At 62.8% G+C, this 21,586-nt stretch carries 24 protein-coding genes and 2 pseudogenes; 8 read left to right on the forward strand and 18 right to left on the reverse strand.

Going from position 1 to position 21,586, the window contains the following annotated elements:
* Positions 1–34: 34 nt before the first annotated feature.
* The gene (locus C2L66_RS29695; RefSeq protein ID WP_060609626.1) at positions 35–1,255 is read right to left on the reverse strand and encodes an acetylornithine/succinyldiaminopimelate transaminase; all 1,221 of its coding nucleotides are present in this window, start codon (positions 1,253–1,255) and stop codon (positions 35–37) included.
* A gap of 358 nt (positions 1,256–1,613) precedes the next feature.
* Positions 1,614–2,675, reverse strand: a complete 1,062-nt coding sequence (locus C2L66_RS42185) for a cache domain-containing protein (protein ID WP_409372660.1) — start codon at positions 2,673–2,675, stop codon at positions 1,614–1,616.
* 444 nt (positions 2,676–3,119) lie between these two features.
* Here C2L66_RS42185 and C2L66_RS41885 point away from each other — a divergent pair.
* Positions 3,120–3,371: pseudogene (locus tag C2L66_RS41885) on the forward strand (SDR family NAD(P)-dependent oxidoreductase); the annotation flags it as partial.
* Between the two features lie 238 nt (positions 3,372–3,609).
* On the opposite strand, the gene C2L66_RS40885 reads toward C2L66_RS41885, so the two are convergent.
* Both C2L66_RS40885 and C2L66_RS29715 read right to left on the reverse strand, forming a co-directional pair.
* On the reverse strand, positions 3,610–3,843 hold the full coding sequence (locus C2L66_RS40885; protein WP_148654653.1) for a hypothetical protein: 234 nt from the start codon (positions 3,841–3,843) through the stop codon (positions 3,610–3,612).
* A gap of 73 nt (positions 3,844–3,916) precedes the next feature.
* A complete protein-coding gene (locus tag C2L66_RS29715; protein ID WP_103323729.1) occupies positions 3,917–4,564 on the reverse strand; it encodes a TetR/AcrR family transcriptional regulator in 648 nt (215 codons plus the stop codon).
* 79 nt (positions 4,565–4,643) lie between these two features.
* Here C2L66_RS29715 and C2L66_RS29720 point away from each other — a divergent pair, with 79 nt between their 5' ends.
* The 3 genes from C2L66_RS29720 to C2L66_RS29730 all read left to right on the forward strand — a co-directional run bounded on the left by C2L66_RS29720 (position 4,644) and on the right by C2L66_RS29730 (position 6,655).
* Positions 4,644–5,525, forward strand: coding sequence for an NmrA family NAD(P)-binding protein (locus tag C2L66_RS29720; protein WP_060609632.1), 882 nt, complete (start codon positions 4,644–4,646; stop codon positions 5,523–5,525).
* A 131-nt stretch (positions 5,526–5,656) separates the two neighbouring features.
* On the forward strand, positions 5,657–6,157 hold the full coding sequence (locus C2L66_RS29725) for a YybH family protein (RefSeq protein WP_060609635.1): 501 nt from the start codon (positions 5,657–5,659) through the stop codon (positions 6,155–6,157).
* Between the two features lie 12 nt (positions 6,158–6,169).
* On the forward strand, positions 6,170–6,655 hold the full coding sequence (locus tag C2L66_RS29730) for a YybH family protein (RefSeq protein WP_060609638.1): 486 nt from the start codon (positions 6,170–6,172) through the stop codon (positions 6,653–6,655).
* On the opposite strand, the pseudogene C2L66_RS29735 reads toward C2L66_RS29730, so the two are convergent.
* Positions 6,656–6,811, reverse strand: a pseudogene (locus C2L66_RS29735) (chromate transporter); the annotation flags it as partial.
* A gap of 132 nt (positions 6,812–6,943) precedes the next feature.
* Positions 6,944–7,372, reverse strand: a complete 429-nt coding sequence (locus C2L66_RS29740) for a DUF3293 domain-containing protein (RefSeq protein ID WP_060609640.1) — start codon at positions 7,370–7,372, stop codon at positions 6,944–6,946.
* A gap of 347 nt (positions 7,373–7,719) precedes the next feature.
* Between C2L66_RS29740 and C2L66_RS29745 the strand changes: the two genes are divergently transcribed.
* Complete coding sequence (locus tag C2L66_RS29745) at positions 7,720–9,000, forward strand: DUF445 domain-containing protein (RefSeq protein WP_060610657.1); 1,281 nt, start codon at positions 7,720–7,722, stop codon at positions 8,998–9,000.
* Positions 9,001–9,022: 22 nt separating this feature from the next.
* On the opposite strand, the gene C2L66_RS29750 is transcribed toward C2L66_RS29745, so the two are convergent.
* Positions 9,023–9,343, reverse strand: coding sequence for a hypothetical protein (locus tag C2L66_RS29750; protein ID WP_054931422.1), 321 nt, complete (start codon positions 9,341–9,343; stop codon positions 9,023–9,025).
* A 100-nt stretch (positions 9,344–9,443) separates the two neighbouring features.
* On the opposite strand from C2L66_RS29750, the gene C2L66_RS29755 reads away from it, so the two are divergent.
* Positions 9,444–9,947 (forward strand): MOSC domain-containing protein, encoded by a 504-nt coding sequence (locus tag C2L66_RS29755; RefSeq protein WP_060609643.1) that lies wholly within the window; start codon positions 9,444–9,446, stop codon positions 9,945–9,947.
* A 65-nt stretch (positions 9,948–10,012) separates the two neighbouring features.
* Here the strand turns inward: C2L66_RS29755 and msrB are convergent, their stop codons facing one another.
* Positions 10,013–10,465 carry a peptide-methionine (R)-S-oxide reductase MsrB gene (gene msrB / locus C2L66_RS29760; protein WP_054931424.1) on the reverse strand — a complete coding sequence of 151 codons (453 nt, stop codon included), beginning with the start codon at positions 10,463–10,465 and terminating at the stop codon, positions 10,013–10,015.
* A gap of 302 nt (positions 10,466–10,767) precedes the next feature.
* Here msrB and C2L66_RS29765 point away from each other — a divergent pair, with 302 nt between their 5' ends.
* A complete protein-coding gene (locus tag C2L66_RS29765) occupies positions 10,768–11,451 on the forward strand; it encodes a DNA-3-methyladenine glycosylase I (RefSeq protein ID WP_060609645.1) in 684 nt (227 codons plus the stop codon).
* Positions 11,452–11,475: 24 nt separating this feature from the next.
* On the opposite strand, the gene C2L66_RS29770 is transcribed toward C2L66_RS29765, so the two are convergent.
* From C2L66_RS29770 to C2L66_RS29810, 8 genes are all read right to left on the reverse strand, one after another.
* Positions 11,476–11,916, reverse strand: coding sequence for a zinc-finger-containing protein (locus C2L66_RS29770; RefSeq protein WP_060609648.1), 441 nt, complete (start codon positions 11,914–11,916; stop codon positions 11,476–11,478).
* A 115-nt stretch (positions 11,917–12,031) separates the two neighbouring features.
* The gene (locus tag C2L66_RS29775) at positions 12,032–12,916 is read right to left on the reverse strand and encodes a hypothetical protein (protein ID WP_060609651.1); all 885 of its coding nucleotides are present in this window, start codon (positions 12,914–12,916) and stop codon (positions 12,032–12,034) included.
* A 285-nt stretch (positions 12,917–13,201) separates the two neighbouring features.
* Positions 13,202–14,437 (reverse strand): c-type cytochrome, encoded by a 1,236-nt coding sequence (locus tag C2L66_RS29780; protein WP_060609654.1) that lies wholly within the window; start codon positions 14,435–14,437, stop codon positions 13,202–13,204.
* A 19-nt stretch (positions 14,438–14,456) separates the two neighbouring features.
* Positions 14,457–16,181: a methanol/ethanol family PQQ-dependent dehydrogenase gene (locus C2L66_RS29785; RefSeq protein WP_060609658.1), complete on the reverse strand. Its 1,725-nt coding sequence runs from the start codon at positions 16,179–16,181 to the stop codon at positions 14,457–14,459.
* 581 nt (positions 16,182–16,762) lie between these two features.
* A complete protein-coding gene (locus tag C2L66_RS29795) occupies positions 16,763–16,954 on the reverse strand; it encodes a hypothetical protein (RefSeq protein WP_054931430.1) in 192 nt (63 codons plus the stop codon).
* Between the two features lie 39 nt (positions 16,955–16,993).
* A complete protein-coding gene (pqqD, locus tag C2L66_RS29800; protein ID WP_054931431.1) occupies positions 16,994–17,275 on the reverse strand; it encodes a pyrroloquinoline quinone biosynthesis peptide chaperone PqqD in 282 nt (93 codons plus the stop codon).
* Between the two features lie 111 nt (positions 17,276–17,386).
* A complete protein-coding gene (gene pqqA, locus C2L66_RS29805; protein ID WP_006410019.1) occupies positions 17,387–17,461 on the reverse strand; it encodes a pyrroloquinoline quinone precursor peptide PqqA in 75 nt (24 codons plus the stop codon).
* 181 nt (positions 17,462–17,642) lie between these two features.
* Complete coding sequence (locus C2L66_RS29810) at positions 17,643–19,640, reverse strand: sigma-54-dependent Fis family transcriptional regulator (protein WP_060609664.1); 1,998 nt, start codon at positions 19,638–19,640, stop codon at positions 17,643–17,645.
* 179 nt (positions 19,641–19,819) lie between these two features.
* Between C2L66_RS29810 and C2L66_RS29815 the strand changes: the two genes are divergently transcribed.
* The gene (locus C2L66_RS29815; protein ID WP_060609665.1) at positions 19,820–20,749 is read left to right on the forward strand and encodes an alpha/beta fold hydrolase; all 930 of its coding nucleotides are present in this window, start codon (positions 19,820–19,822) and stop codon (positions 20,747–20,749) included.
* A 10-nt stretch (positions 20,750–20,759) separates the two neighbouring features.
* On the opposite strand, the gene C2L66_RS29820 is transcribed toward C2L66_RS29815, so the two are convergent.
* Both C2L66_RS29820 and C2L66_RS29825 read right to left on the reverse strand, forming a co-directional pair.
* The gene (locus tag C2L66_RS29820; protein ID WP_060609668.1) at positions 20,760–21,035 is read right to left on the reverse strand and encodes a hypothetical protein; all 276 of its coding nucleotides are present in this window, start codon (positions 21,033–21,035) and stop codon (positions 20,760–20,762) included.
* A gap of 97 nt (positions 21,036–21,132) precedes the next feature.
* The gene (locus C2L66_RS29825) at positions 21,133–21,423 is read right to left on the reverse strand and encodes a hypothetical protein (protein ID WP_054931458.1); all 291 of its coding nucleotides are present in this window, start codon (positions 21,421–21,423) and stop codon (positions 21,133–21,135) included.
* Between the last annotated feature and the right edge of the window lie 163 nt (positions 21,424–21,586).

Raw genomic sequence — 21,586 nt, forward strand, 5'->3', positions numbered from 1 at the left:
ACGCAGAGCCTAGCCTCGCAAAGTCTGTTGCAAGTCACTCGGAACTGAACGAGTCGATTGCGCGCTCCAAACGTGCCAACCCTTCGTCAAGACATTCGTACGGAATGTTGAGCGCCGGCGCGAATCGCAAGACGTTCGGACCCGCATTCAGAATCATGACGCCGTGTTCGAGCGCGGCTGTCATGATGTCTTTCGAGCGTCCCTGATACGCGTCGCTCAATTCCGCGCCGATCAGTAATCCGGCGCCTCGAAGCTCGCGGAACACGCCGGTGCGGGAATTGATCGAGCGCAGGCTCGCAAAGATGTGAGCGCTACGTTGGCACACGCCGTCGAGAACCTGTGGGGTGTTGATGAGTTCGACAACACGGTCCGCAACGGCGGTAGCCAAAGGATTTCCGCCATACGTCGAGCCGTGCGTTCCCACGGAGAAGTGCTTGCCGATCTCCGAGGTGGTGAGCACCGCGCCGATCGGGAAACCGTTGCCGAGGGCTTTGGCTGCCGTGAGGATATCCGGCGTCACACCGGCGTCCATATACGCGAAGAGCGAGCCGGTGCGTCCAATGCCCGTCTGCACTTCATCGAAGATGAGAAGCGCGTTGTGCCTGGTGCAGGCATCGCGCAGGCATCGCAGGAAGTCGGGCGTCGCCGGAATGACGCCGCCTTCGCCCTGGACCGGCTCCACGATCACCGCGCAGGTCCGATCGTCAATTGCAACCAGCGCTGCGTCGATATCGTTAAATCGGATATGCGAGATGTCGCCGGGCAGCGGGCCGAATCCGTCCGAGTATTTCGGCTGGCCGCCGACGCTGACGGTAAATAGCGTGCGCCCGTGGAACGATTGCTCGAAGGAAATAATCCTGGTCTTCCTCGCCTCCGTTCCAAACCGGTCGATTGCCACGCGTCGGGCAAGCTTGAGCGCAGCCTCGTTTGCTTCTGCACCGGAATTCGCGAAGAAGGCGTTTTCCGCGAAAGTCGCCTCGGTCAGACGCAATGCAAGTTTGAGCGCGGGGATGTTCGTGAAGACGTTGCTCACATGCCATAGCTGTTCAGCCTGTCTGGTTAGCGTTTCGACCAGCGTCGGATGCGCATGACCGAGAGCGCAAACGGCGATGCCGCTCGTCAGGTCGACGTAGTCCCGGCCCTCTTCGTCCCAGACGAGAGAGCCTTGCGCGCGCACGGGTATCAACGGTGCAGGCGCATAGACGGGGGCCATGACAGTATCGAACGTGTTTCGTGATGGATGTGGTGTAGTCACTGGAGGGTTTCGCTGCAACTGATAAAGGAGTTGCGGAACAAGGGAGGCGTCGCAGGACCGGCGGCTACCTCGCAGTCCGACGGGTGTAGCAGGAGTGTGCCGCTACCCGGCCTGCTTGTGGCTAACTCAAAGTTGCAAACTTGTTCGAAAAATCCGAACGCAGTGTGGCGTCACGCCGTCTAACCTTATCGATAAGACTGGACGGTATTCCATACGGCGGGCGCAGCCGCACCCTCGAGGCCGAGCTTCGAGATATCGAACTGCCCTTGCTTGGATGTGACGATGGTCCTGCTCGATCACGCTGTTCAGAATTCGTTGTCGAGTAGCGATACGTCCAAGGCGACGTATGTCGACTTGTTCAACGGTCGTGTCCGGCGACGGCCTGTTGCTCGATCACGCCATACCAGCCCATTCCCTCATAGCTCTCGTAGCCGGGCGTCAATGCGTAGCCCACGAGCGCGCCGCCCGTGCTCTTGAACGTGCCCGTCGCATGTCGATCCTGCGGAAGCGCGAAGTGGCCGTCCTTGCGGCTGTCGCCGGACGAATCGGCCAGCACGCGCCCGTTTGCGTCGACGATCATGCACCGCGTGCGGCTTCGTTCATCGTCGGTAAGCCGCACGTTCCGGACGACCGTGCCCGCCTGCCGGGCCCAGTCGAAGAACACGGCGAGCACGCCCACCACCCGTCCGTCGGAGCGCCCGGCTTCGCGAATCGCTGTCGCATAGGTCGCGACTTCAGCGCCGGCAAGCTGTCCGGAGACGGCGACGTCTGCGGTCACATACTCCTCGCCGGAGCGCGTGGCCATCGCCGCCCGAAACCAGCCGGCATTCGCGGCATCGGACGAGCCGGCAACCTGGTAGGTGCCGGAACGGCCGTTCGCGAGGATGTTCCCGGCCGTGTCGAGCACCCAGATGTCGAGGTAGACGGTGTAGCTTGCAAGAATCACGGCGAGGCGCTGTGCCGCGTAACCGGCGCTTTCCGCCGAAGGCGTCGCGGCGCAGTCGACAACCGCCGCGTCGGTTGCCCACCACCGGACGTCGCACGAGCGCTCGTAGAGGTTGCGATCGATCACGTCGATCATGTTGAGCGCCAGATCGGCCAGTCGCTGTCCCCTTTGCCGCTCGAACTCGGTGACCATCCGTTGGCTGATGGCGGCCAATTCCTTGCCGAGTTCGCCCGTCAGCGCGCTGATCCGGCCCGACACATCCTTCACCTGCTTTGCGACGACCGCGAAGCCGCGGCCGGCTTCGCCGGCGCGGGCCGCCTCGATCAGCGCGTTGATCGCGAGGTAGGTGGCCTCGCGGTTGATGAGATCGATGTCTGCGATCTTGTCGCCTGAGATCCTGCGGACCGACTGCATCAGTTCAGCCATCCCGCCTCGTCTGGATTGCTGGATGGGTAGTTCAGCTGGTGCATTCACGCTTGCTCCTCCAGGCGCTGGATGTTGGCATACGGATGCCGGCAAAAGTGTGGAAACGCTGAATCTGTTATCGACATCATCGAACGAAACTTCAATAAAATCTGTGTTGTCTCCTTGTCACGCCAGCCATGCACCACTGCGGGGATGATGTACGTGGTCCGGCGCTCCATGCGGGAACATCGCTGCTTCGGAAACGGGCGCTCGCTCGATCCGACGATCGAATCCGCGCGCGTAGCACCTGCGCGAGTGCGGCGAGATTGATCGTATGCTGCCCCTTGTTTTCAGCGGTACCGCGGCCATACCAGCGGCCGATCGGATGCCTAATGAACGTCATGCATAGACGCGATGGCGAGTTCACCAGCGAGCTGGCTCAGTCTTTTGTCCGGTGTCCGATTGTTCCTGGTGCATCATCAAGGAATAAGCAGCATTCGTGGATCGAGCGGGCTGGGAAAACGCGCATTGGTCACGGGAGGCTCAAGGGGCATCGGCGCTGCTATCGCACTCGCGCTCGCGGAAAATGGTGCGGACGTTGCGCTCACTTTTCAACATTCAGCCGATCGGGCGCAGGCGGTGGTCGCTTCGATCAGGAACCTCGGCCGCCGAGCTGCGGCGATCAAGGCAGACATCGCCGCAGCCGTCACGTTCCTTGCAAGCCCGGCGGCACGGCATGTCACTGGCACAATACTGACGGTCGACGGCGGCTTGCTGACCTAGGTCAAGCCACGGTTCGACCTTCGAGACGAGGAGCAGCGTGAAGGTGATGCACGCTGCGCCGTTTTGCATCTGGACGCTAGCGCCCATTGGCTCGGTATCCGCGTGATAGGAAGGCGCATCCGGCTCTTCGAGTTCAGTTCAATGTTTGATGAAATCCGGCCGGCTCATCGGTTGTTCTCCTTTCGGGCGAGCATCGATGATTGCGGGTTAGGAGCGGATGTCAGCCGCAACTCGCGGCCAGTTCGGCCGCGGCCACTTTCGCCGATGACCCGCGCGGCCGCTGCAGTTTGGAAACTGCCGGATATGCGCTGCCGGGTCCATCGTCGACTTCGGGGTCGGCACCGGTCCGATGACCTGTCGTCGCGAGCGTGATGCCGTGATAACGGGCAGTTATTGCACGTGAATGGCTGCACTGCGTATCAATGATGGAGGGATGAGTGATTGCAGCGTTCATCAAGATCCACTCCAGGCATCGCGGTTTCATCGCAGGCTCGGCGATAGGCAGTCGCTGAGACTTAGCCGAATGACTAGTTCTCGCTGGACAGTTCACCGTCCGAGCATTTCCGCATTTCCATTGTCGCGCGATCCGCGTCTGTCCGCGCTGGCCACGCGGACATGGCAATGTCGATGATGCTGCCAAGCGCTTCGCCCGATGCGCCCGCCTGTGGAAGATTCAAAACGGCCTGCAAGACGCCGAGATAGTACCAGGCAAAGGCGTCCACATCGGTCTCCGGTGCAACCTCGCCGTTCGCCACGCCTGCCCGCAGGAGATCCGCGAAGATCTCGCGCTGCCGCGCGACGCCAGCAAGTGTTGTCGTCTTTCCTGCCGCTGCAAGATCCAGCAGTTCGGCAGTGCTTCGCGACAACAGGCAGCCGGCCGGCCGTCGCGACGCTGCCGGCGTTGGCAAGAATTCCCTCAGTATGGCTGCCACGCTTCCCCGCGCTGAGTCCGCGCGGGCTGCGCTCATCCGCCGTAGCACGCGCTCGGTGTAGACGGCCAGCGCATCGCGGAACAGGCCGTCCTTGTCGCCGAACCGCTGGTACAGGCTGGAGCGCGACAGGCCGGTGGCTTCCGTGAGGTCATTGATGGACGCCGTCGCATAGCCGTGACGCCAGAAAACGTCGATTGCTGCAGCGATGACGGCGGCCTCGTCGTATTGGGGTTTCCCACTCATAAATCTTCCCGTTGACAAGCTGGAACGATTGTTCCATCATTCTTGGACTGATCGTTCCATCATACATCGAGGAGTCGACATGCTCAATCAGACAGCCCATTCATCGCGCCCTATGCGCATAGCCGTGGCAGGCGCGACCGGCCGCGTCGGCAATACGCTGATCGACCGATTGGGCACCGATCCCGTCGATGTCGTCGCCCTCACTCGACAAAGCACTACCGCGCAGTTTGCGCCGAACGTCACCGTCGCGACGGTGGACTTCGACCAACCTGCCACGCTCACCGGCGCACTTGCCGGGGTCGACAAGGTCTTCGTGGCGCACGGCACATCCGCCACGCAGGTGGAGAATGAAATAGCGCTCATTGATGCTGCCGTCGCTGCGGGCGTACGCCACATCGTCAAGCTGTCCGCCATGGGACCCGCAACGCATCTCAACCCATTCGCCTGGCACATGAAGATCGAAGCACATCTGGCTCGCCAGCCGGTGGCCTCGACCGCGCTCAGACCGACGACCTTCGCCGACGTGCTCAAGCGCGCCGGCGCGCCGGTTGCAGCGGGCAATTGGGCCGGTGCAGCGGGACATGGAGCCGTCAACTTCATCGATACGCGAGATGTTGCTGAAGCGGCGCGTATTGCTTTGCTCGAAGAGGTTTCCGACGGATCGCAGCGGGCGTATCACCTGAGCGGGCCGCGGAACTGGACGATGCAGCAGGTTGCTGAGGAGTTGTCCCGACTGCTCGGACGCCGTGTCGTCTACAACGACCGGTCGCCCACGGAGCATCGCGAGGCCTTGCTCGCGAGTGGCCAGCCGCCGCTGGTCGTTGACCTGCTTCTTGGCCTGGACAGGCTTTTTCGTGAATCTGCACTCGCGGAGACCACGACGACTTTCGAGAAATTGACGGGCAAACCTCCGCGTTCATTGTCGGAGTGGCTGCGCGAAAACATCACCCTCTTCCAGTGACACGTATCAGCGTTCACGCCGGAGTGCGCTCTGGCGGTGAGAATGCGGCGGTTTGCAGTCGGGTTGCAACGGCTGGAGGTTCCCGTCGTCTTGCCGTTCTCCAGCGCAAATACGGCCTTACGAGACGAACCATGACTAATCGATCATTGAGTGTGCGGCGCAGCCTGCCGGTTCTTGTGTTGCTTTCCTTGCTGACGGGCGCAGGCCTCGCGCAAGCAGCCGATGTTACGCCCGCCGATACTCAGACGATTCGCGCGCTGTTTCTACAGCAGACGGCCGCCGAGACAGCACATGATCTCGACGCGCTAAGCGGCATGTTCGCTTCTACCGCACCGGGACAGCCGGATCCCGTGTCGTTCGTGGCTCGCGCATATCGTTTTTGGGGCAGGAACGAGGTGCTCGAGCATTTCAGGCAGACCTTCGCCGGGACATGGCGGGTCGAGCCGGATCAGAGTGCGCTGCGCATCATTCCGCTGAACCAGGATACGGTACAGGTGTACGCGCCAACCAGGGTGACCATCGGCGCGCCGGGGCAACCTGAGAAGACTGCGACGTTTCTGATCAACGAGTTTATGATCCGCAGCCCGTCCGGCTGGAAGGTTGCAGCGGTGATTCCCGTGCCGGCGCAATAAAGGGAGACGCACATGAGCATTCAAACCTTGCTGGCCTGCTGCGCCGCGGTCGCGGTGATGAGCGCCGCGCATGCTGAAGCGCCGCATCGCTTTACCGATGAAGACCGGCAAGCGGTCGAAGCAGTTTTCATCCGGCAGGCGGAGGCTGCGACCGCGCACGACATCGATGCGTTCGCCGGCGTACTCGCCTCGGCGCCGGCCGGCGAACCCGACCCGATCGTACTCCTCGCCCGTTCGTATCAGTTCTGGGGCAAGCCGGCGCTGATCGAGCATTTCAAGGAAACCTTCAAGGGCGTGTGGAAGTTCGAGCCCGACGTCGCGAGGATCCGCGTTGTTCCGCTGAGTGCCGACGTCGCGCAACTGTACGCACCCACTCGGGTCACGGCTGGCGCTTCGGAGGCCACGGCGAAAACCGCGTCGTTTCTCGTGTATGAAACAGCGGTGCGAACCGTCGACGGCTGGCGCATTGCGTCGATTGTGCCGGTGCCCGCGCAGTAGCAAGGGGCCCGGGACGGCCTGTGCAGCGCCGTAGCCTGTGAGAAAAACGTTCGACGAGACCGGGCCGGCCTCAACGGCTTGCTGCTGAAGAAGCGGTGGCACGACGTGACCGCCGCCGAATACAAGCGCGCCCGAGCGTTAGAACGCATTGAAGACCTCGGGTGCCTGGTCCACGTGGAGTCGAAAAACGAAAACGCTCAAACCGTAACATCCAATACATACTCTGTTGCATTCAATACAGCAAAACCCCGCTCGGCCGACAGTCAGGCATCAAAACCCGAAATAGCGCTAACGCAAAAGCACCAATTTCGGCACCGCATCGCTTCCAGCCCAAACGATCGCATTCTGCCCAAACCGCGCGCCAAGCTCCTTAGCCTCTTCAACCGACACCCCCAGCACCAGAAAACTGGCTTCACCCGCCCAATCATTCGAAGGGTGCTGGCCGACGCCCTCGATGAACGTCAACCCACGCTGTGCCAGTTCGACAGCGAGTATCTTCTGCCTTTCAGCGTTCGCGGCATCGTCGAGCGGTTCGCTGAATGGATTGCACGCCGTCACGAACGCGCTGGCCTCCACGCCGTTCGAACGGTGAATCGCAGCGAGCGTCGCATTGCCTTCGCCGATCTTCAGCAAGGTCGGCGAGAAACCGTGAACGTGATAGTGCGTTTCCAGATAAGCCTGGATCGTCGCGCGAGGAATCTGCGATTCGGAAAACAAAAAACCCTCCGGCTGCGGAGAGGGTCGACGGGTCACCCGTGGCGGGCAGGTTGGCAGGGCCGTCGACCCAATTCAAGATGAACGAGTAGTACATGGTGGCCATTTCAGCGTCAAGGCGGCAGACTCCGCTTCTGCACACCCGCATACGACAACCGGTTGCTCGCTGAAAACCGCACCCGTATCGTTCGCTTGAACTGGACATGGCGCGATTCACGGTACGACTGACCGCATGCGAGCCAAAAGCATCGCAGCAACACGCCGTGCATCCCGAACGCGAATCGAACGGATCGAACGGATCGAACGAGCCGAACGAGCCGAACCGCTCCAACCCGACACGAACCTGCTCAATGAACAAGGAACTCGAACTCAAACGCGCCAAGCGTCGCGCGACGCTCCTGCTGCTGATCGCCACCGGCATTTTCATCGCGACGGCCTTCATGCACCGCAGCCTGTGGATCGACGGGATCAAGGCCGTTGCGGAAGCTGCGATGGTCGGCGCGCTCGCCGACTGGTTCGCTGTCGTCGCGCTGTTTCGCCGCGTGCCGATTCCCGGCGTCGCCGCGCACACCGCGATCATTCCGCATAACAAGGACAAGATCGCCGACAATCTCGCGCTGTTCGTGCGCGAGAAGTTCCTCGACGATACGTCGATAGTCGGCCTGATCCGCAAGCACGATCCCGCGCAAAGCATCACGAACTGGCTGTGCGTCGAAGAGAATACACAGCGGCTGGGCGGCTATGTGGTCAAGCTGACGGGCGGCATCCTCGAATTGCTCGACGACGCGCGTATTCAGGCCTTCATCAAGGATGCGCTTGACGCAATGCTCGACAAGATCGACCTGTCGAAAGCGACGGGCGCGATCCTCGACACGTTGACGCACGACGGCCGTCACCAGCAACTGCTCGACGAAGGGATCGAGCATCTGATGGCGTTGCTGCGCGAACCGGGCGTCCGCGAATTCATTGCCGAGCAGATTGTCGACTGGCTCAAGCGCGAATATCCGACGCTGCAGAAACTGATGCCGTCCGAATGGCTTGGCGAGAGCGGCGCAAACGTCGTCGCGGACGCGGTGAACAACATGCTGTTGCGCGTGAGCGAGGACCGCGATCACAAGCTGCGCCACAAGTTCGACGAAGCGGTCGCGCGTCTCGTCGTCAAGCTGAAGTCCGATCCCGCATTTCTGCAGAAGGGAGAAGAGATCAAACGCTACGTGAAGGAAAGTGAGAATCTCGCGCTATACGTGAAAGATCTGTGGAGCCAGTTGCGCGACTGGTTGCGGCGCGATCTCGAGCGCGACGATTCCGTGCTGCACGCGAAGGTGGCCGCCATGGGGCAGTGGGTCGGACGCGAACTGGCGCGGGACGAATCGCTGCGCCGCTCGTTGAACGCTCATATGGAAGAAGCGGCGCGCGCGATGGCGCCGGATTTTGCAGGCTATCTGACGCGCCACATCAGCGACACGGTCAAGAACTGGGATTCGCGCGACATGTCGCGGCAGATCGAGTTGAACATCGGCAAAGACCTGCAATACATCCGCATCAACGGAACGTTGGTCGGCGGATGTATCGGTCTGCTGCTTTATGCAAGCTCGCAGATTTTCGCGCTCGTGCGCGTTCACCTCTGGTAGCGCGGCGCGAGCGCAGACACACTTATTGCGTAGCCGCCGGTTTTTTTTGCTGGGCGCATTCCTGCGTGAAAAGCATGCTCGCCTGGTCCGGCGTCATGGCTTCGCCGCTGTAAATCCTGTCGATGACGGCCGTGATCGCCTGACGGTCCGAAGCATCCTTGTAATACGTCTGCGCCTGCGTCAACGCCTGCTGCTTCGTTTTCTTGTGACGGCGCCAGGAGGCGACCTGGCCCGCGATATCGCCGATCGCGAAACACTGGTCGGCGACCGTCTGCGCGAACGTCGGCGTCGACGGTTGCGCGAGGCAGACGGCGAGCGCCGCCGCGGCTACTGCTCGTTTCATTTCCGGTTCCTGTTGTCAGATGGGCGATAGTATAAAGACGGGCGCCGCTGCCACCCAGCCCAGGCGCTCAATCCACCGCAAACCCAACTGCAGGACGTCTATGCCGCTCAACCCCTCGTCGCCGCTCGCGCGCTTGATCAACGGTCCGATCCATCCCGGCAAGGTGGTCTGGATAGGCTTGCGGCCGCGGCGAAAAGTCGCGATGTCGGCGGTCGAGACGGCGCAGATCGACGTTGACGCGGGACTTGTCGGCGATCACTACGCGAGCCGCGCGGGCGCACGCCAGGTGACGCTGATTCAGGCTGAAAGCCTGCGCAGTATCGCCAGTCATCTGGGACGCAGCGACGTTGCCGCAATCGACGTGCGACGCAACATCGTGACGCAAGGCATCAATCTGATGGCGTTGAAAGACCGGCAATTTCGCATCGGCGATGCCGTGCTGCAAACGACGGGCGAATGCCACCCGTGTTCGCGTATGGAAGAAGTGCTGGGCGTGGGCGGCTACAACGCAGTGCGTGGCTTCGGCGGCATTACGGCACGCGTCGTGAAAGGCGGCACGATCGGACTCGGCGACGTGATCGAAGCGCTGCCCGTTGTGAGCTAGCGCGTCCGATCTCGCCAGACGCGACGTGCTAAGGCGCAATACGCCAATGTACGTCGCGCATCGGCCTATTTCTTCGCGACTTCGAAGAGGTTCCGGTATTGCCCGTAACCTTCTTCTTCCAGCCGCGACACGGGAATGAAGCGCAGCGACGCCGAATTGATGCAATACCGCAGCCCGCCTGTTTCGCGCGGCCCGTCGGGAAACACGTGACCGAGATGACTGTCGCCATGTTTCGAGCGCACTTCGGTTCGGATCATGCCGTGGCTCATGTCGCGCAGTTCGACGACATGCTCGTCTTCGAGGGGCTTGGTGAAGCTCGGCCAGCCGCAGCCGCTGTCGAACTTGTCCATCGACGTGAAAAGCGGCTCGCCGGAAACGACGTCGACATACAAGCCGGCATCCTTACTGTCCCAGAACTCGTTGTAGAAAGGGCGTTCCGTCCCGCTTTCCTGCGTCACGCGACGCTGTTCGGCGGTGAGTCGGGCGACTGCTTCCGGTGTTTTTTCGTACGCGGGCATGTGTGAATCTCTCCTTGATAGGCGCGGCCAGCGCTGACGCTTGCCACACGAGTCTGACGGCCCGTTTCCAGCGTTGCCGGCGACGGGCACTCCTATATATGGGCACTGTGGATACGCACAAGCATACGCAAATGTCCCGCAGCTTGCATGGCGCGCGCCAGGTGGGCCGCGGGTGCGTGCGCTGCGATTGATGTATTTGCTGAATGATTCGCCGACGCTTGCGAATGAGCGGCGAGCAAGACGACAATAGGCGCGCTTCAGGAACCATGCCGCCGACTCTACGCCCCATATGGGCACCGACGATGAAGAAAACAACTTCCCCCCCGAAGCCCGCCGCAAAAAAGGCGCACGCCGCTGCAAGGAAAGCGGCGCGTCCGAAAAAGCCGCAACCGCTCGACGCGGTCATTGGCGCCGATGGTCTCGCGCGTCCGCCCTGGGCATCCGTCGATCCGCTGCTCAAGCATTACTACGATACCGAATGGGGCATGCCCGTGCGCGACGAGCGGGGCCTGTTCGAACGGTTGAGCCTGGAGGCGTTTCAGTCGGGACTGTCGTGGGCGACCATCCTGCGCAAGCGCGATGCGTTCCGCGAAGCATTCGCCAACTTCGATCCCGACGTGGTCGCACGGTTCGGCGAAAAGGACATCGAACGCCTGATGAACGATGAGCGCATCGTACGCAACCGGGCAAAGATCCTCGCGACGATCACCAACGCTGCCGCGACGATCCGCTTGCGCGATGCGGGCGGTCTCGCCGCGCTGATCTGGTCGTTCCAGCCGCACGCGACACCCGCGCCGCGAACGATCGCCGAGATTCCGACCACCTCGGCCGAATCCCTCGCGTTGAGCAAGGCGTTGCGCAAGCGCGGCTTCGTATTCGTCGGACCGACGACCATGCATGCGCTGATGGAAGCGACGGGCATCGTGGACACGCATCTCGTCGATAGTCATCGACGTGGCACGTCGGGCGTCTGGCCGCGCGAGTGATCGACGCGCCGATTGCGGCGGGGCTCAGCTAGCGCGCCGCGCAGCCATGAACGCCTCGACATAGCGCAGCGCCTGTTCGCACTGATCGGGCGAAAGCGTGTGAATCGAATTGGGCAGCGGATCGAAACCCAGCTCGGTCGAAACCCAGCGAATCGCTTTCGCGCGCGCTTCGAACGCATTGACGCCGTCGCGCCGCACCTTGCCGGCGACGAGCGGTTCGAGCGCGTCGTGCAAGCGGCTTTTGGCGTCGCGCAATGCGGCGTCGGCGAGGCGTCCGAGCGGCACATGCCGCGTGCTGCGCGCATGAATGCCGATCCACGCCTGACATGGCGTGCAGACCCAGACGGGACCGTGATCGTCGCGATACGGATAGCTTTCCTCGCCCGCGCGCGCGAGCACGGCTTTCGCGCCGCAGTAATCACACAGCGGCTGCGGCAGCGCCTTGACGGGTTTGCCTACGCGCATCGCTGCGCCTCGGACGGTTTCACTGGCTTCATACAACGCTCGACGGTTGGTGGCATTCGCAAAGATACCAAATGGCCGCTTTCCGCACGAGAGGCAACGCGTGCTTCGAGTGTCGCTATGGCGCGGGGACACCGCCAGGCGCCGACGATGCCGGCGGCGGAAACGCCGTCGCCGGTGTGCCGAGGCGTCCTGGCGGCGACGGGTCTTGCCGCTTGCGCGGCGCCATCGTCCGAAGCAGCACGACATCGCGCTCCGGTTCGGGCATCGCGATGATCGCGTGCAAGGTCACGCGCGTCGTCCAGCACACGTCGGACGGTGTTGCGAGCGTCGGGTTGGACGCATAGAACGCGAAGCGCTCGATATTCACCTGATCGCCGTGCAACTCGGCGATCAGTGTCCGCGTGAGTTGACGCTCCGCCGCCGCATACTGCTGCGGCGTCGGCGCAGGCAAGGGCGCATTCGAAGCGTCGTTGATCAGCACCTTGAAAAGCAGGCTGAAATACTGATCGACGTCCGTATCCGGCATGTCGCGCAGCGAGACGCGGTTCATCACCGCGCGCATATCGTCGAGGCCGAAGCAGTTGACGGGAACCAGCTCGTCGAGGAATTTGGTCAACAGCTTCACGTACTGAAGACGATCCGAGGGCGTGAGGTGCGCAAGCCCGTTCGACATGAATTCCTCGCGCGTTCTGGAGTCGAGGAAGATCTGCCCGACGTGCCGTGCGCCGCCGCGAGCATCCGACGCGATGACGGGGTCGTGCTGGATCTTCTCCACCCACGCGAGGATGATGCGCGCCTTGTTCGAAGCGGGATCGATGCCGTGGCTGCGCAACAGCTGATCGAGGTCGCGGTGTCCGGGTTCTGCGAGGCTCGCAGTCGCGGCCGAGCCTGGCGCGACAAGCGGCGGCGCGGAATCCGGGTCGTGACGGATCGCCGCGCTGACCAGCGTCGCGGCCGTCAACCCAGCGATGGGTGCGAGGAGAAAAGCTGACCGTCTCATCGGGATGACAGGGTTGCGAATCGATGGCGCCTGTCGTGATGACGGAAAACGGGAAACGACTATTCTTGCTACGTGGCGCCGACTCAATATGATGTTAGGACATCCCTGCGTGCCCTGAGGCAAATCGTCGGCGTGTCTGCCGCCAACATGCGCATCGTCGAAGCAACAGACGCGATGTTAAGAAGCGGTTGCGTAATGCTCGTGGCGAGGCGCGGACGAGATGCGTGACGACGAAGATCGTCACGCCCCAAGCCCACGCGTTAGCATCAGGCAATCACCACAGCCTCACTTTCCGGCTCCGGCATTGAGCGGCGTCGCCAGCGCGCGCGCATTGTCGGCCGTCATTTTTGCACCGCTGGCCCGATAACCGTTCGAATAGAGCAGGAACGCCATGATGTCCGCGTAATCCTGATCCTTCATCTTGCCGGGCTTGTCAGCGGGCATGTTGGTCGACATGTAGGTGAACACGCCGCCAATCGTCAGATGCGAATTCGACGCCGGTGCGAACGCCGGCCCTTGCAGCGCGGGCGCTGTCACGCCCTGCAACTGCGCGCCGTGGCATTTCGCGCACGCCGCCGAATAGAGCATCTTGCCGTGTGTCGCTTGCGCCTGGTCGAACGCGGGTGTTGCGCCCGCCGCGTCGGCGGCGATCTTGACGAAGCGGCCCGCGCTGTCCGCATTCGCCGACGCCAGCAGCGCGCGTCGCGCGGACGCACGCGACGCAGACGGACCGTCGCGAAAGCGCGCCTCGTCGTCGAGCGCGGTGGCGTCGAGCGCGTGCGCGGGCATCGTCCAGTCGTGCGTCAAGCCGGCGAGCTGTCCATTGCCCGACATCCTGTCGAGCGCCGCATCGATCCGCTCGCGCAGCGCCGCCGTGCGCGGCCCGAATGCGAACACCAGTTGCCAGTCCGCATAGGGCGAGCGGGCGGCGGCGACCGTGAAGCGCCGTTGCGGATGCGCAAGCCGGTACGCGACGACAGCCGGATACCATACGATCGCGCGTTGGGCCTGTCCTTTCGCCACGGCTTCGACGGTCAATGCCGACGTGTTCTCCAGATCGAGCGTGACGCTCGGCTGTTGCACGGCGATCAGTTGCGCGGGACTCGCATACGTCGCCGCGACCGTGTTCTTCGCCGCGCCTTGCGGATTGGCGTCGGGTGCTTCGATGCTGACATAGCCCGCGCGCAGGTAGCCGTGCGAGAACTGCAGCTTGCTGCTCGAAGCATCGGCCACATCCGAGCGAGGAAAGCCTGCGATCACGTCACAGCCGCGAGCAAGCGTCTTGTCGAGTTCGCGAAGCGAGACACCGTCGTCGTCGCCTTCGCCGATGCCGTGCCTGACGAGGGTCGCCGCGATGCCAGCCTGCGCAAAGGCATTGCGCGCCACGGCTTCGTCCAGCGCCGCCGACGGACTGCCGGGAAACGTGCAAACCTTCACCGCCGCCATCGAGTGAATCGACGTGAGGGCGAGACAGGCAGCGAGCACGCTCGCTGCCGGAATACGATTGAGAGAACGGTTCATGTCTGGACTTCCGGAAAGATCACGAGTGGTTGAGCGCGAACACGTACAGCGTTCCGCCGCGCGGCACCTTGTCGGCGGCCTTGGCCATCGGGCCGCCCCAGATCGGATTGGCGCCGCCGTAGCCCGCCAGCACCGCGACATACTCCTTGCCGTCGATCTCGAACACGGACGGCTGCGCGATGATGCCGCTCGCGAGCTTCGGGCTTTGCCACAGCACTTTGCCGTTCGTGACGTCGAACGCGTAGAGGTGTCCGTCTAGCGAGCCGCTGAACGCGAGGCCGCTTGCCGTGGTGGCCACGCCGCCGTTCCAGGGCAGCTTGCTCCAGTGGCTCCAGAGCTTCTTGCCCGTATTCACGTCGATGGCCTGCAACTCGCCGTATCCCTTGCTGCCAGGCTCGGGCTTGATCTCGAAGCCTTCGCCGAGGTACGGCAAGCCCTCCATGTACGTCACCGACTTGCCGGACAGCGACATGCACGCATGCAGCGCCGGAATGATCGCGATGTGCTTGTCGGCGTCGTAGGAAACCGACCACCAGTTCTTGCCGCCGAGGAAGCTCGGGCAGGTTTCGATCGTCGTGCCCGCTTTCGGATACTTCGACTCGTCCTGCACAGGTTTGCCGTCGGCGGTGTAGCCGGTGACCGAGGTCGCCTTCACGAACGGGCGCGCGTAGATCAGCTTGCCGTTGCTGCGGTCTATCGCATGGAAGAAGCCGTTGCGGTCGGCATGGATGATCGCGTCATAGTCCTTGCCTTCGTATTTGATGTCGGCGAGCACGGGGGTGTTGACGCCGTCGTAGTCCCACGTGTCATGACGCGTGTACTGGTAATGCCATTTGAGGTTCCCCGTTTTCGGATCGAGCGCGAGCAGCGAGTCCGAATAGAGGTTGTCGCCCGGGCGAAGATCCGCGAGCCACGGCCCCGGATTGCCGACGCCCCAATAGAGCGTCTTGCTGGCGGGATCGAACGTGCCCGTCAGCCACGCGGGCGCGCCGCCATGCTCCTGTGTGCCGTCTGGCCACGTGTTGCCGCCCGGCTCCTTCGCGCCGGGCACGGTGTAGCGCTTCCATTGCACGTTGCCGTTGCCGGGATCGAGCGCCGCAATGAACCCGCGCGCGCCATACTCGCCGCCCGAACTCCCCACCACGACCGAGCCGTCGAGCGCCAGCGGCGCGAGCGAGAATGCATAGCCGGTGGCCGGCTCGAACATCTGCTTCTTCCAGACCAGCGCGCCGCTTTGCGCATCGAGCGCGACTACTTCGCCGTTGAGCATCGCGACGTACACGTTCTTGCCGTACAGCGCGACGCCCCGGTTCACGACATCGCAACACGCGTTCTTGAACGCTTCCGCGCCGAGCTTCGGTTCGTACTTCCACAACTGCTTGCCGGTGGCGGCATCGAATGCGTAGACGTTGTCCTTGGGCGTCGTCACGAACAGGTAGCGGCCGTTGATGATGGGCGTCGCTTCGAAGCCTTGCTGAAGCTCCGCAGGAAACTTGTAGGCCCACGTCTGCTTCAGGTTCTTCACGTTCGACGTGTCGATCTGCTTGAGCGGCGAATGCGCCTGGCCGTTATAGGTGCGGTAGTACGTGAGCCAGCCGGGATCGCTTTGCGCCGACGTGAGCCGCTCGTAGGTCACGGCGGGATAGTCGTCCGCGGCTGCTGTTGCGGGCCTCATACTGATTGCCGCCACGATGCCCGTGACGAGCATCGCGAGCCGTGTGGCCGAAGCCGTACTTGTCTTCATCGTTGTCTCCTATCCAACATCGTTGTGGGTGAGTTATCGTGCGACGCCTGTCAGCAAAGCATTGTTGGCTTGCGTGGCGGCTGCGAGGTCGTAAAGGCAAGTCGCATGCCATTGGTTGGCTATCCTTGAGAATTGGCGCGTGGTGTATCGATACGCGTGCGCGTCTGGTTATCGCGCATGGGGAAGTGGCGCGCGGTGTGTTGCATCGTGGAGCAGCGGACAGTTCACCTGTTGCCGTATGTGACAGCACACGTGCGCCGTATGCCCGCTGTTCGCGACGAATGCCGCGTGCCTGATGGCATGCTTCTCGCACACTGCATGTGCGACGATGAGCGGAGTTGAGGTATCGGGCCGCTGCGTCGTATCGTCAAACAGCGGGTGCCATGTCATGAACAGTTTGCGGGCGATGGTCGAGCGATGGCTTGCGCACATGCCGCCGTCCACAGTCAGCTTTGCCAGATTCGGATGCGACAGCAGCGGGCGGCGCTGTCATGTGCGTGTCTACGTGCATCGTCCTGAAGGCGATGTCGCGATTCATTTCTTTCGACATCGCGACGGCATGTGGCGTGTGTTTCCGCCTGCTAGCGCGCCGGTTGTGATGGGGTATCCGCGGATGTCCCGTTCCACGCCGACGACGTAAAGCGATAGTTGTCGGCGGCAAGCCGCCATTCCGTGTGCGACTTGTGCAGGATCAGTATCCAGATGACGGCCGACAGCAACGCCAGCACGCCGAGCGAACCACCGACGATCAGAAACATCATCAGATCGGACATGACGCTGCCCTCGGGTTCATCCGTGGTTGCGCGCGCATGTCAATCGAGCCAGCCGCGTTGCCGCGCATGATCGATGAACTGATACACGTCCGTCGCCAGACCGGAGGCATTGAAGAGCGCTTCGAGCTCGCCGATGATGCCATCGAGATCGCGCGTACCGTCGCAGCGCGAGAGAATTTCGCCCGCACTCGGATTGAGTTTCACGAGGCCTTCGGGATACAGCAGGACATATGCGTCCTGGACCGGCTCCCATTGCAGTCGGAAAACTTCACGGAGCCTTGGGCGCTCGCTCGCACCGGTGTTCGCAGGCATCGGCATCATGGCGTCGGGTCTTGATCAATGGCGTCGGGCGCCGGTCACAAAGCAGGCTGAAGCGTTCGCGAAGGCAGGCGAAGCGCCGCACGCGATGCGCGGCGGCGCATCGGCGCGACGTCAGCGGTTGGCGATATACATCGTGATCTCAAAGCCGAAACGCAGATCCGTGTAGGCGGGCGTAGTCCATTGCATGGCTGTCTCCTGGATGGGTTTGACGAAGAACCGTGGTTGAGCCGCGGTCGGGGCTGTTGAACGCAAGCTCCATGCCGAAGGGCATTCGCGCGATGTGCGAGAAATTCTCAGTGAACACGCTGTCCATATTCGGAGCACAGGTGTTGCAAAAATCAACAGCCTGCAACAGCGGACGACCGTGCTAGTTTTCGCTCGCGCCGCTGTTTGGCGGATCGGCGGCGCACAGGGACGGCATCTTGCGATACACCGTGTTGCGCGAAATGCCGAGCGCGCGCGCCGCCGCTGAGACGTTGCCGTTATGCCGCGCGACAGCCGCGGCTATCGCGCAGGCCTGCACGTCCTGCATGCGGGCGTCGTGCAGCGGCAACGGATAGTCTGCCGCACGCGCCGCCAGTGCCGAACTGCCGCGCAGATCGTCGAAGAAATCGTCGGGCAGATGTTCGCGGCGGATTTGCCCGTCGTCCTCGACCATCGCGGCTGCCGTGCGCAGCAGATTGCCGAGTTGGCGGAAATTGCCCGGCCATGCGCATTTCTCGAACAGCGTCTTCACGTCGTCCGCGACGCTGAGCGGCGCGCCTGCGATTTCATCGGACGGCACCGATTGCAGCATCCGCTCGATGACGATGGCGAGATCGGTGCGTTCGCGCAATGGCGGCAGTCTGACGACGAGACCGTTCAAACGGTAGTACAGGTCCTCGCGGAACCGGTTCTGCACGATCATTTCGCGCAGATTGCGGTGCGTCGCGCAGATGATCGCGATGTCGACGGGAATCGACTTGCTGGAGCCGAGCGGATCGACGACGCGTTCCTGCAGCACGCGCAGCAAACGCACTTGCAACGGATACGGCATGTCGCCGATCTCGTCGAGAAACAGCGTGCCGCCGTTGGCCTGCAGCAGCTTGCCGACCGCGCCTTTGCGCCGCGCGCCCGTGAATGCGCCGTCCTCGTAGCCGAACAGCTCCGACTCGATCAGGTTTTCGGGTATCGATGCGCAATTGACGGCGACGAACGGGCCCGCGCGGCGCGGTGAATCGTTATGGATGGCCTGGGCGAGCAGTTCCTTGCCGGTGCCCGTTTCGCCCGTGATCAGGATGGGAATGTCCTTGCCCAGCACCTTGCGCACCTTCGCGACGACGGCGCGAACCTGCGGATCGCCCGTGTCGAGCGAGTCGAGCCGCGACGGCGCGTTGGCGGGCGAGGCGGCTTTGGTCTGCGGCGCGCGCGCAGCGGCGGGCCGCGCGCTGGCGGCAGCGTCGGCGGGCCATGTGGTCTCGCTGCCGAGCGTCGGGCGGCGAAACTCGACGTTCGCGCACACAACCGTGCCATTGTTCAGATCGAGCGTGATGTGATGACCGTGGCTCGCGCGCAGGCGGTCGATCAACTCCGGCGTGGTGAGCCCGAACAGCGACGACAGCGTGTGCGCGCGCATCGCCGCGAGCGGCAGCCCGACCTGGAACTGCGCGCTGCGATTCGCGGACAGAAAGCGCCCGTCGCACGTGAAGGCCATGATGCCTTCCATCAGCGTGCCGAGAAACTCGGGGCGGCCATGAAACGCGATTTGCAGCGTGTTGCGGAAGGTGTTCGCGAACAGATGGTTTTCGATCATCTGCACAGACATCTTCGCGAGTGCCATGGTGTGCTGATGGTAGCTGCGATGGTCGCCCGTCACGTCGAGCACGCCGACCAGATCGCCGTACGGATCGAGGATCGGCACGCTGGAACAGGTCAGGAAGCGGTTAGCGGCGAGATAGTGCTGATCGCCGTGCACGACGGTGGCCGTGCGCTCGGCGATGGCCGTGCCGATCGCATTCGTGCCTTGCCGTTCCTCGGCCCAGTTGGCGCCCGCCTTGAGCGCGACCTTCTCGGCGCGCTGCAGAAAATCGTCGTCGCCGATCGAATGCAGAATCAGCCCTTGCGCATCAGTGAGCACGATCATGCTTTGCGTGTTCGCGATCTGCTCGCGCAGCGTTTCCATCACTGGCGTGGCGTGTGCGCACAGCACGAGATTCTGTTCGAGCTTCATGCGCAATTCGCCGTGCGTCAGCACGTCGTAGTCGGGACGCATCGCCGCATTCAGCCCGAACGTTTCCGACCGCTCGTGCGCTTTCTGGATCGACGGGGTGAGCCAGCCGCTTTCCCGGCTGGTCAGCGATCCGGTGGTCTTCGCATCGTCGCGCATTGTCTCCTCCTGTATCGTGCCTGTCGTCGTGCGGGCATCGCGGGAGTGAAAAGCAAGACGCGCGCCATTATTGACGCTGTTAGCCGGACGAAAGGATCGGTTGCTGGCGAGGCGGTCGGCGGGAATCGGGCATGCGAAGATTCATCCTTCAGAACACGCGTTCAGCGCCGGGAACGCACATGAGTTCACACGACACGATGCATCGAACGATCAATCGCGATGGTCACGCGATCGCCTATACCGTGCACGGCGGTCCACACGGTGCGCCGGTCGTCGTGCTGCACGGCGGACCGGGAAGCGGCAGTCAGCCTGGCGTGTTGCGTCTGTTCGACCTCACGCGTTTTCGCGTCGTGATGGTGGACCAGCGAGGCACAGGTGCATCGACGCCGCGTGGCAGCCTTCGCCATAACGACACGCGGCATCTGATCCGCGATCTCGAAGCGATACGCGCGCAATTGGGCATCGCGCGCTGGGGCGTCGTCGGCGGGTCGTGGGGCGCGGCGCTTGCGCTGGCATACGCGGGAACATATCCCGCGTCCGTTAGCGGCGTCGTGTTGCGCGGGCTGTTTCTCACGTCGGAACGTGAAGTGCGTCGCCTGTTCGTGAGGTCGCGGTTTCGTGCGCCGCGTGCGTGGCAAGCGTTGATGCGAGCAGCGTGCTGCGGGCGCGCGCCTGCGCTGCCATCGGCCTGCATACGGTCGATGCGATCGCAATCGCGCGGGCGTGCCGATGCCGTGGCTGCCGCATGGCGCACATATGAAAACGCGGTGTTAATGCACAAGACTGCGGCTCACAAGCGAACATCCTCGAAGCACGATGATGCGACGACAGCGAAGTACCGCATTCAAGCCTACTACCTCGCCCACGGTTGCTGGCTCGGCGAACGTCGGCTGATCGCGCTCGCCAGGCAGGCGGTCGCATCGGGTGTCGCGGTGCACGCGGTGCATGGATCTCGCGATCCCGTTTGTCCACCCGATAATCTGCGCCGCCTGATGCGCGCTGTGCCTGCCGTACATGGCAGGTTGGTCGACGCGGGTCATCTGGCATCGGACCCGCGTCTCGCGGAAGCTCTCGTTGCGGCGATCCGCAACACGTTCGGCGCGTGTTGAAGCGATCGCGCTAGCTGTCCTGATCGGCGAACAGATCGTCAAAAAGATCCGGCGCGGGAACACGTTCCGGCTCCATGGACGGCAGCGTGCCATCGCGGACCTGCGCGAGTACGGCGGGCGGCAGCCACGTCTCTTCCATCGCGGCGATGCCGCTCTCGATCATCTGCTGCAGAAAAAACGACTGCCGGCGTCCCGTGACTTCGGCCAGTAGCCTCAGTCTCCGTTCGATCGCCGGGTCCACTCGTACCGCAACCACTTGTAGCCTTTTATCGGCGGTTCTTTTCACCGCATGCTCCTGTCGACATAACTTTGCGCCGTGCTTCTACCACGGCGCCTGGTCGCATGGCAATGCTTTATTGGAAATAGCGGTGAATCAGCGTGCCTTAATCGTCGTCATCGTCGTGATGACGATGCCAGCCGCGATGGTGGCCGTGATCGTGCCACCTGCGGTCGTCGCGATAGCCGTATCCGTATCCGTAGCCGTCGCCGTAATAGACGGGCGCCGGCGCGTAGACGGCGGGCGGCGGCGGTGCGTAGACAACGGCAGGCGCCGGCTCGACATAGATGGGCGCCGGCACGCCGAACGTGACGCCGACATCGACGTGAGCGAATGCAGCCGTGGACGCGCATGCGCCGAAGAGTCCGGCCGCGCAGATGAGTGTCAGGTGTTTCAACGTGGTGCTCCGTTCGGGGCGTCTGCAGATGGATGCCATTCAATGGCGAGTGAACGGCATTGTAGAAATGCAGTCGTTCTCATGTTGCTTCCGCCCTGTTGCGTGTGTAACGCCAGGTAACGGGCGCCGGACAACCGGCGCACGTCACCGCCCGCCATTTGCG

Origin of the sequence: Paraburkholderia caribensis, assembly GCF_002902945.1 — a bacterium.
In the GTDB taxonomy this organism is placed as follows: domain Bacteria; phylum Pseudomonadota; class Gammaproteobacteria; order Burkholderiales; family Burkholderiaceae; genus Paraburkholderia; species Paraburkholderia caribensis.

Coding starts and splice junctions, on each gene's coding strand:
- C2L66_RS40885 (WP_148654653.1), bottom strand. CDS start 3,843: ATGAACGCTGCAATCACTCATCCCTCCATCATTGATACGCAGTGCAGC.
- C2L66_RS29715 (WP_103323729.1), bottom strand. CDS start 4,564: ATGAGTGGGAAACCCCAATACGACGAGGCCGCCGTCATCGCTGCAGCA.
- C2L66_RS29720 (WP_060609632.1), top strand. CDS start 4,644: ATGCTCAATCAGACAGCCCATTCATCGCGCCCTATGCGCATAGCCGTG.
- C2L66_RS29725 (WP_060609635.1), top strand. CDS start 5,657: ATGACTAATCGATCATTGAGTGTGCGGCGCAGCCTGCCGGTTCTTGTG.
- C2L66_RS29730 (WP_060609638.1), top strand. CDS start 6,170: ATGAGCATTCAAACCTTGCTGGCCTGCTGCGCCGCGGTCGCGGTGATG.
- C2L66_RS29745 (WP_060610657.1), top strand. CDS start 7,720: ATGAACAAGGAACTCGAACTCAAACGCGCCAAGCGTCGCGCGACGCTC.
- C2L66_RS29750 (WP_054931422.1), bottom strand. CDS start 9,343: ATGAAACGAGCAGTAGCCGCGGCGGCGCTCGCCGTCTGCCTCGCGCAA.
- C2L66_RS29755 (WP_060609643.1), top strand. CDS start 9,444: ATGCCGCTCAACCCCTCGTCGCCGCTCGCGCGCTTGATCAACGGTCCG.
- msrB (WP_054931424.1), bottom strand. CDS start 10,465: ATGCCCGCGTACGAAAAAACACCGGAAGCAGTCGCCCGACTCACCGCC.
- C2L66_RS29765 (WP_060609645.1), top strand. CDS start 10,768: ATGAAGAAAACAACTTCCCCCCCGAAGCCCGCCGCAAAAAAGGCGCAC.
- C2L66_RS29770 (WP_060609648.1), bottom strand. CDS start 11,916: ATGCGCGTAGGCAAACCCGTCAAGGCGCTGCCGCAGCCGCTGTGTGAT.
- C2L66_RS29775 (WP_060609651.1), bottom strand. CDS start 12,916: ATGAGACGGTCAGCTTTTCTCCTCGCACCCATCGCTGGGTTGACGGCC.
- C2L66_RS29780 (WP_060609654.1), bottom strand. CDS start 14,437: ATGAACCGTTCTCTCAATCGTATTCCGGCAGCGAGCGTGCTCGCTGCC.
- C2L66_RS29785 (WP_060609658.1), bottom strand. CDS start 16,181: ATGAAGACAAGTACGGCTTCGGCCACACGGCTCGCGATGCTCGTCACG.
- C2L66_RS29795 (WP_054931430.1), bottom strand. CDS start 16,954: ATGTCCGATCTGATGATGTTTCTGATCGTCGGTGGTTCGCTCGGCGTG.
- pqqD (WP_054931431.1), bottom strand. CDS start 17,275: ATGATGCCGATGCCTGCGAACACCGGTGCGAGCGAGCGCCCAAGGCTC.
- C2L66_RS29810 (WP_060609664.1), bottom strand. CDS start 19,640: ATGCGCGACGATGCGAAGACCACCGGATCGCTGACCAGCCGGGAAAGC.
- C2L66_RS29815 (WP_060609665.1), top strand. CDS start 19,820: ATGAGTTCACACGACACGATGCATCGAACGATCAATCGCGATGGTCAC.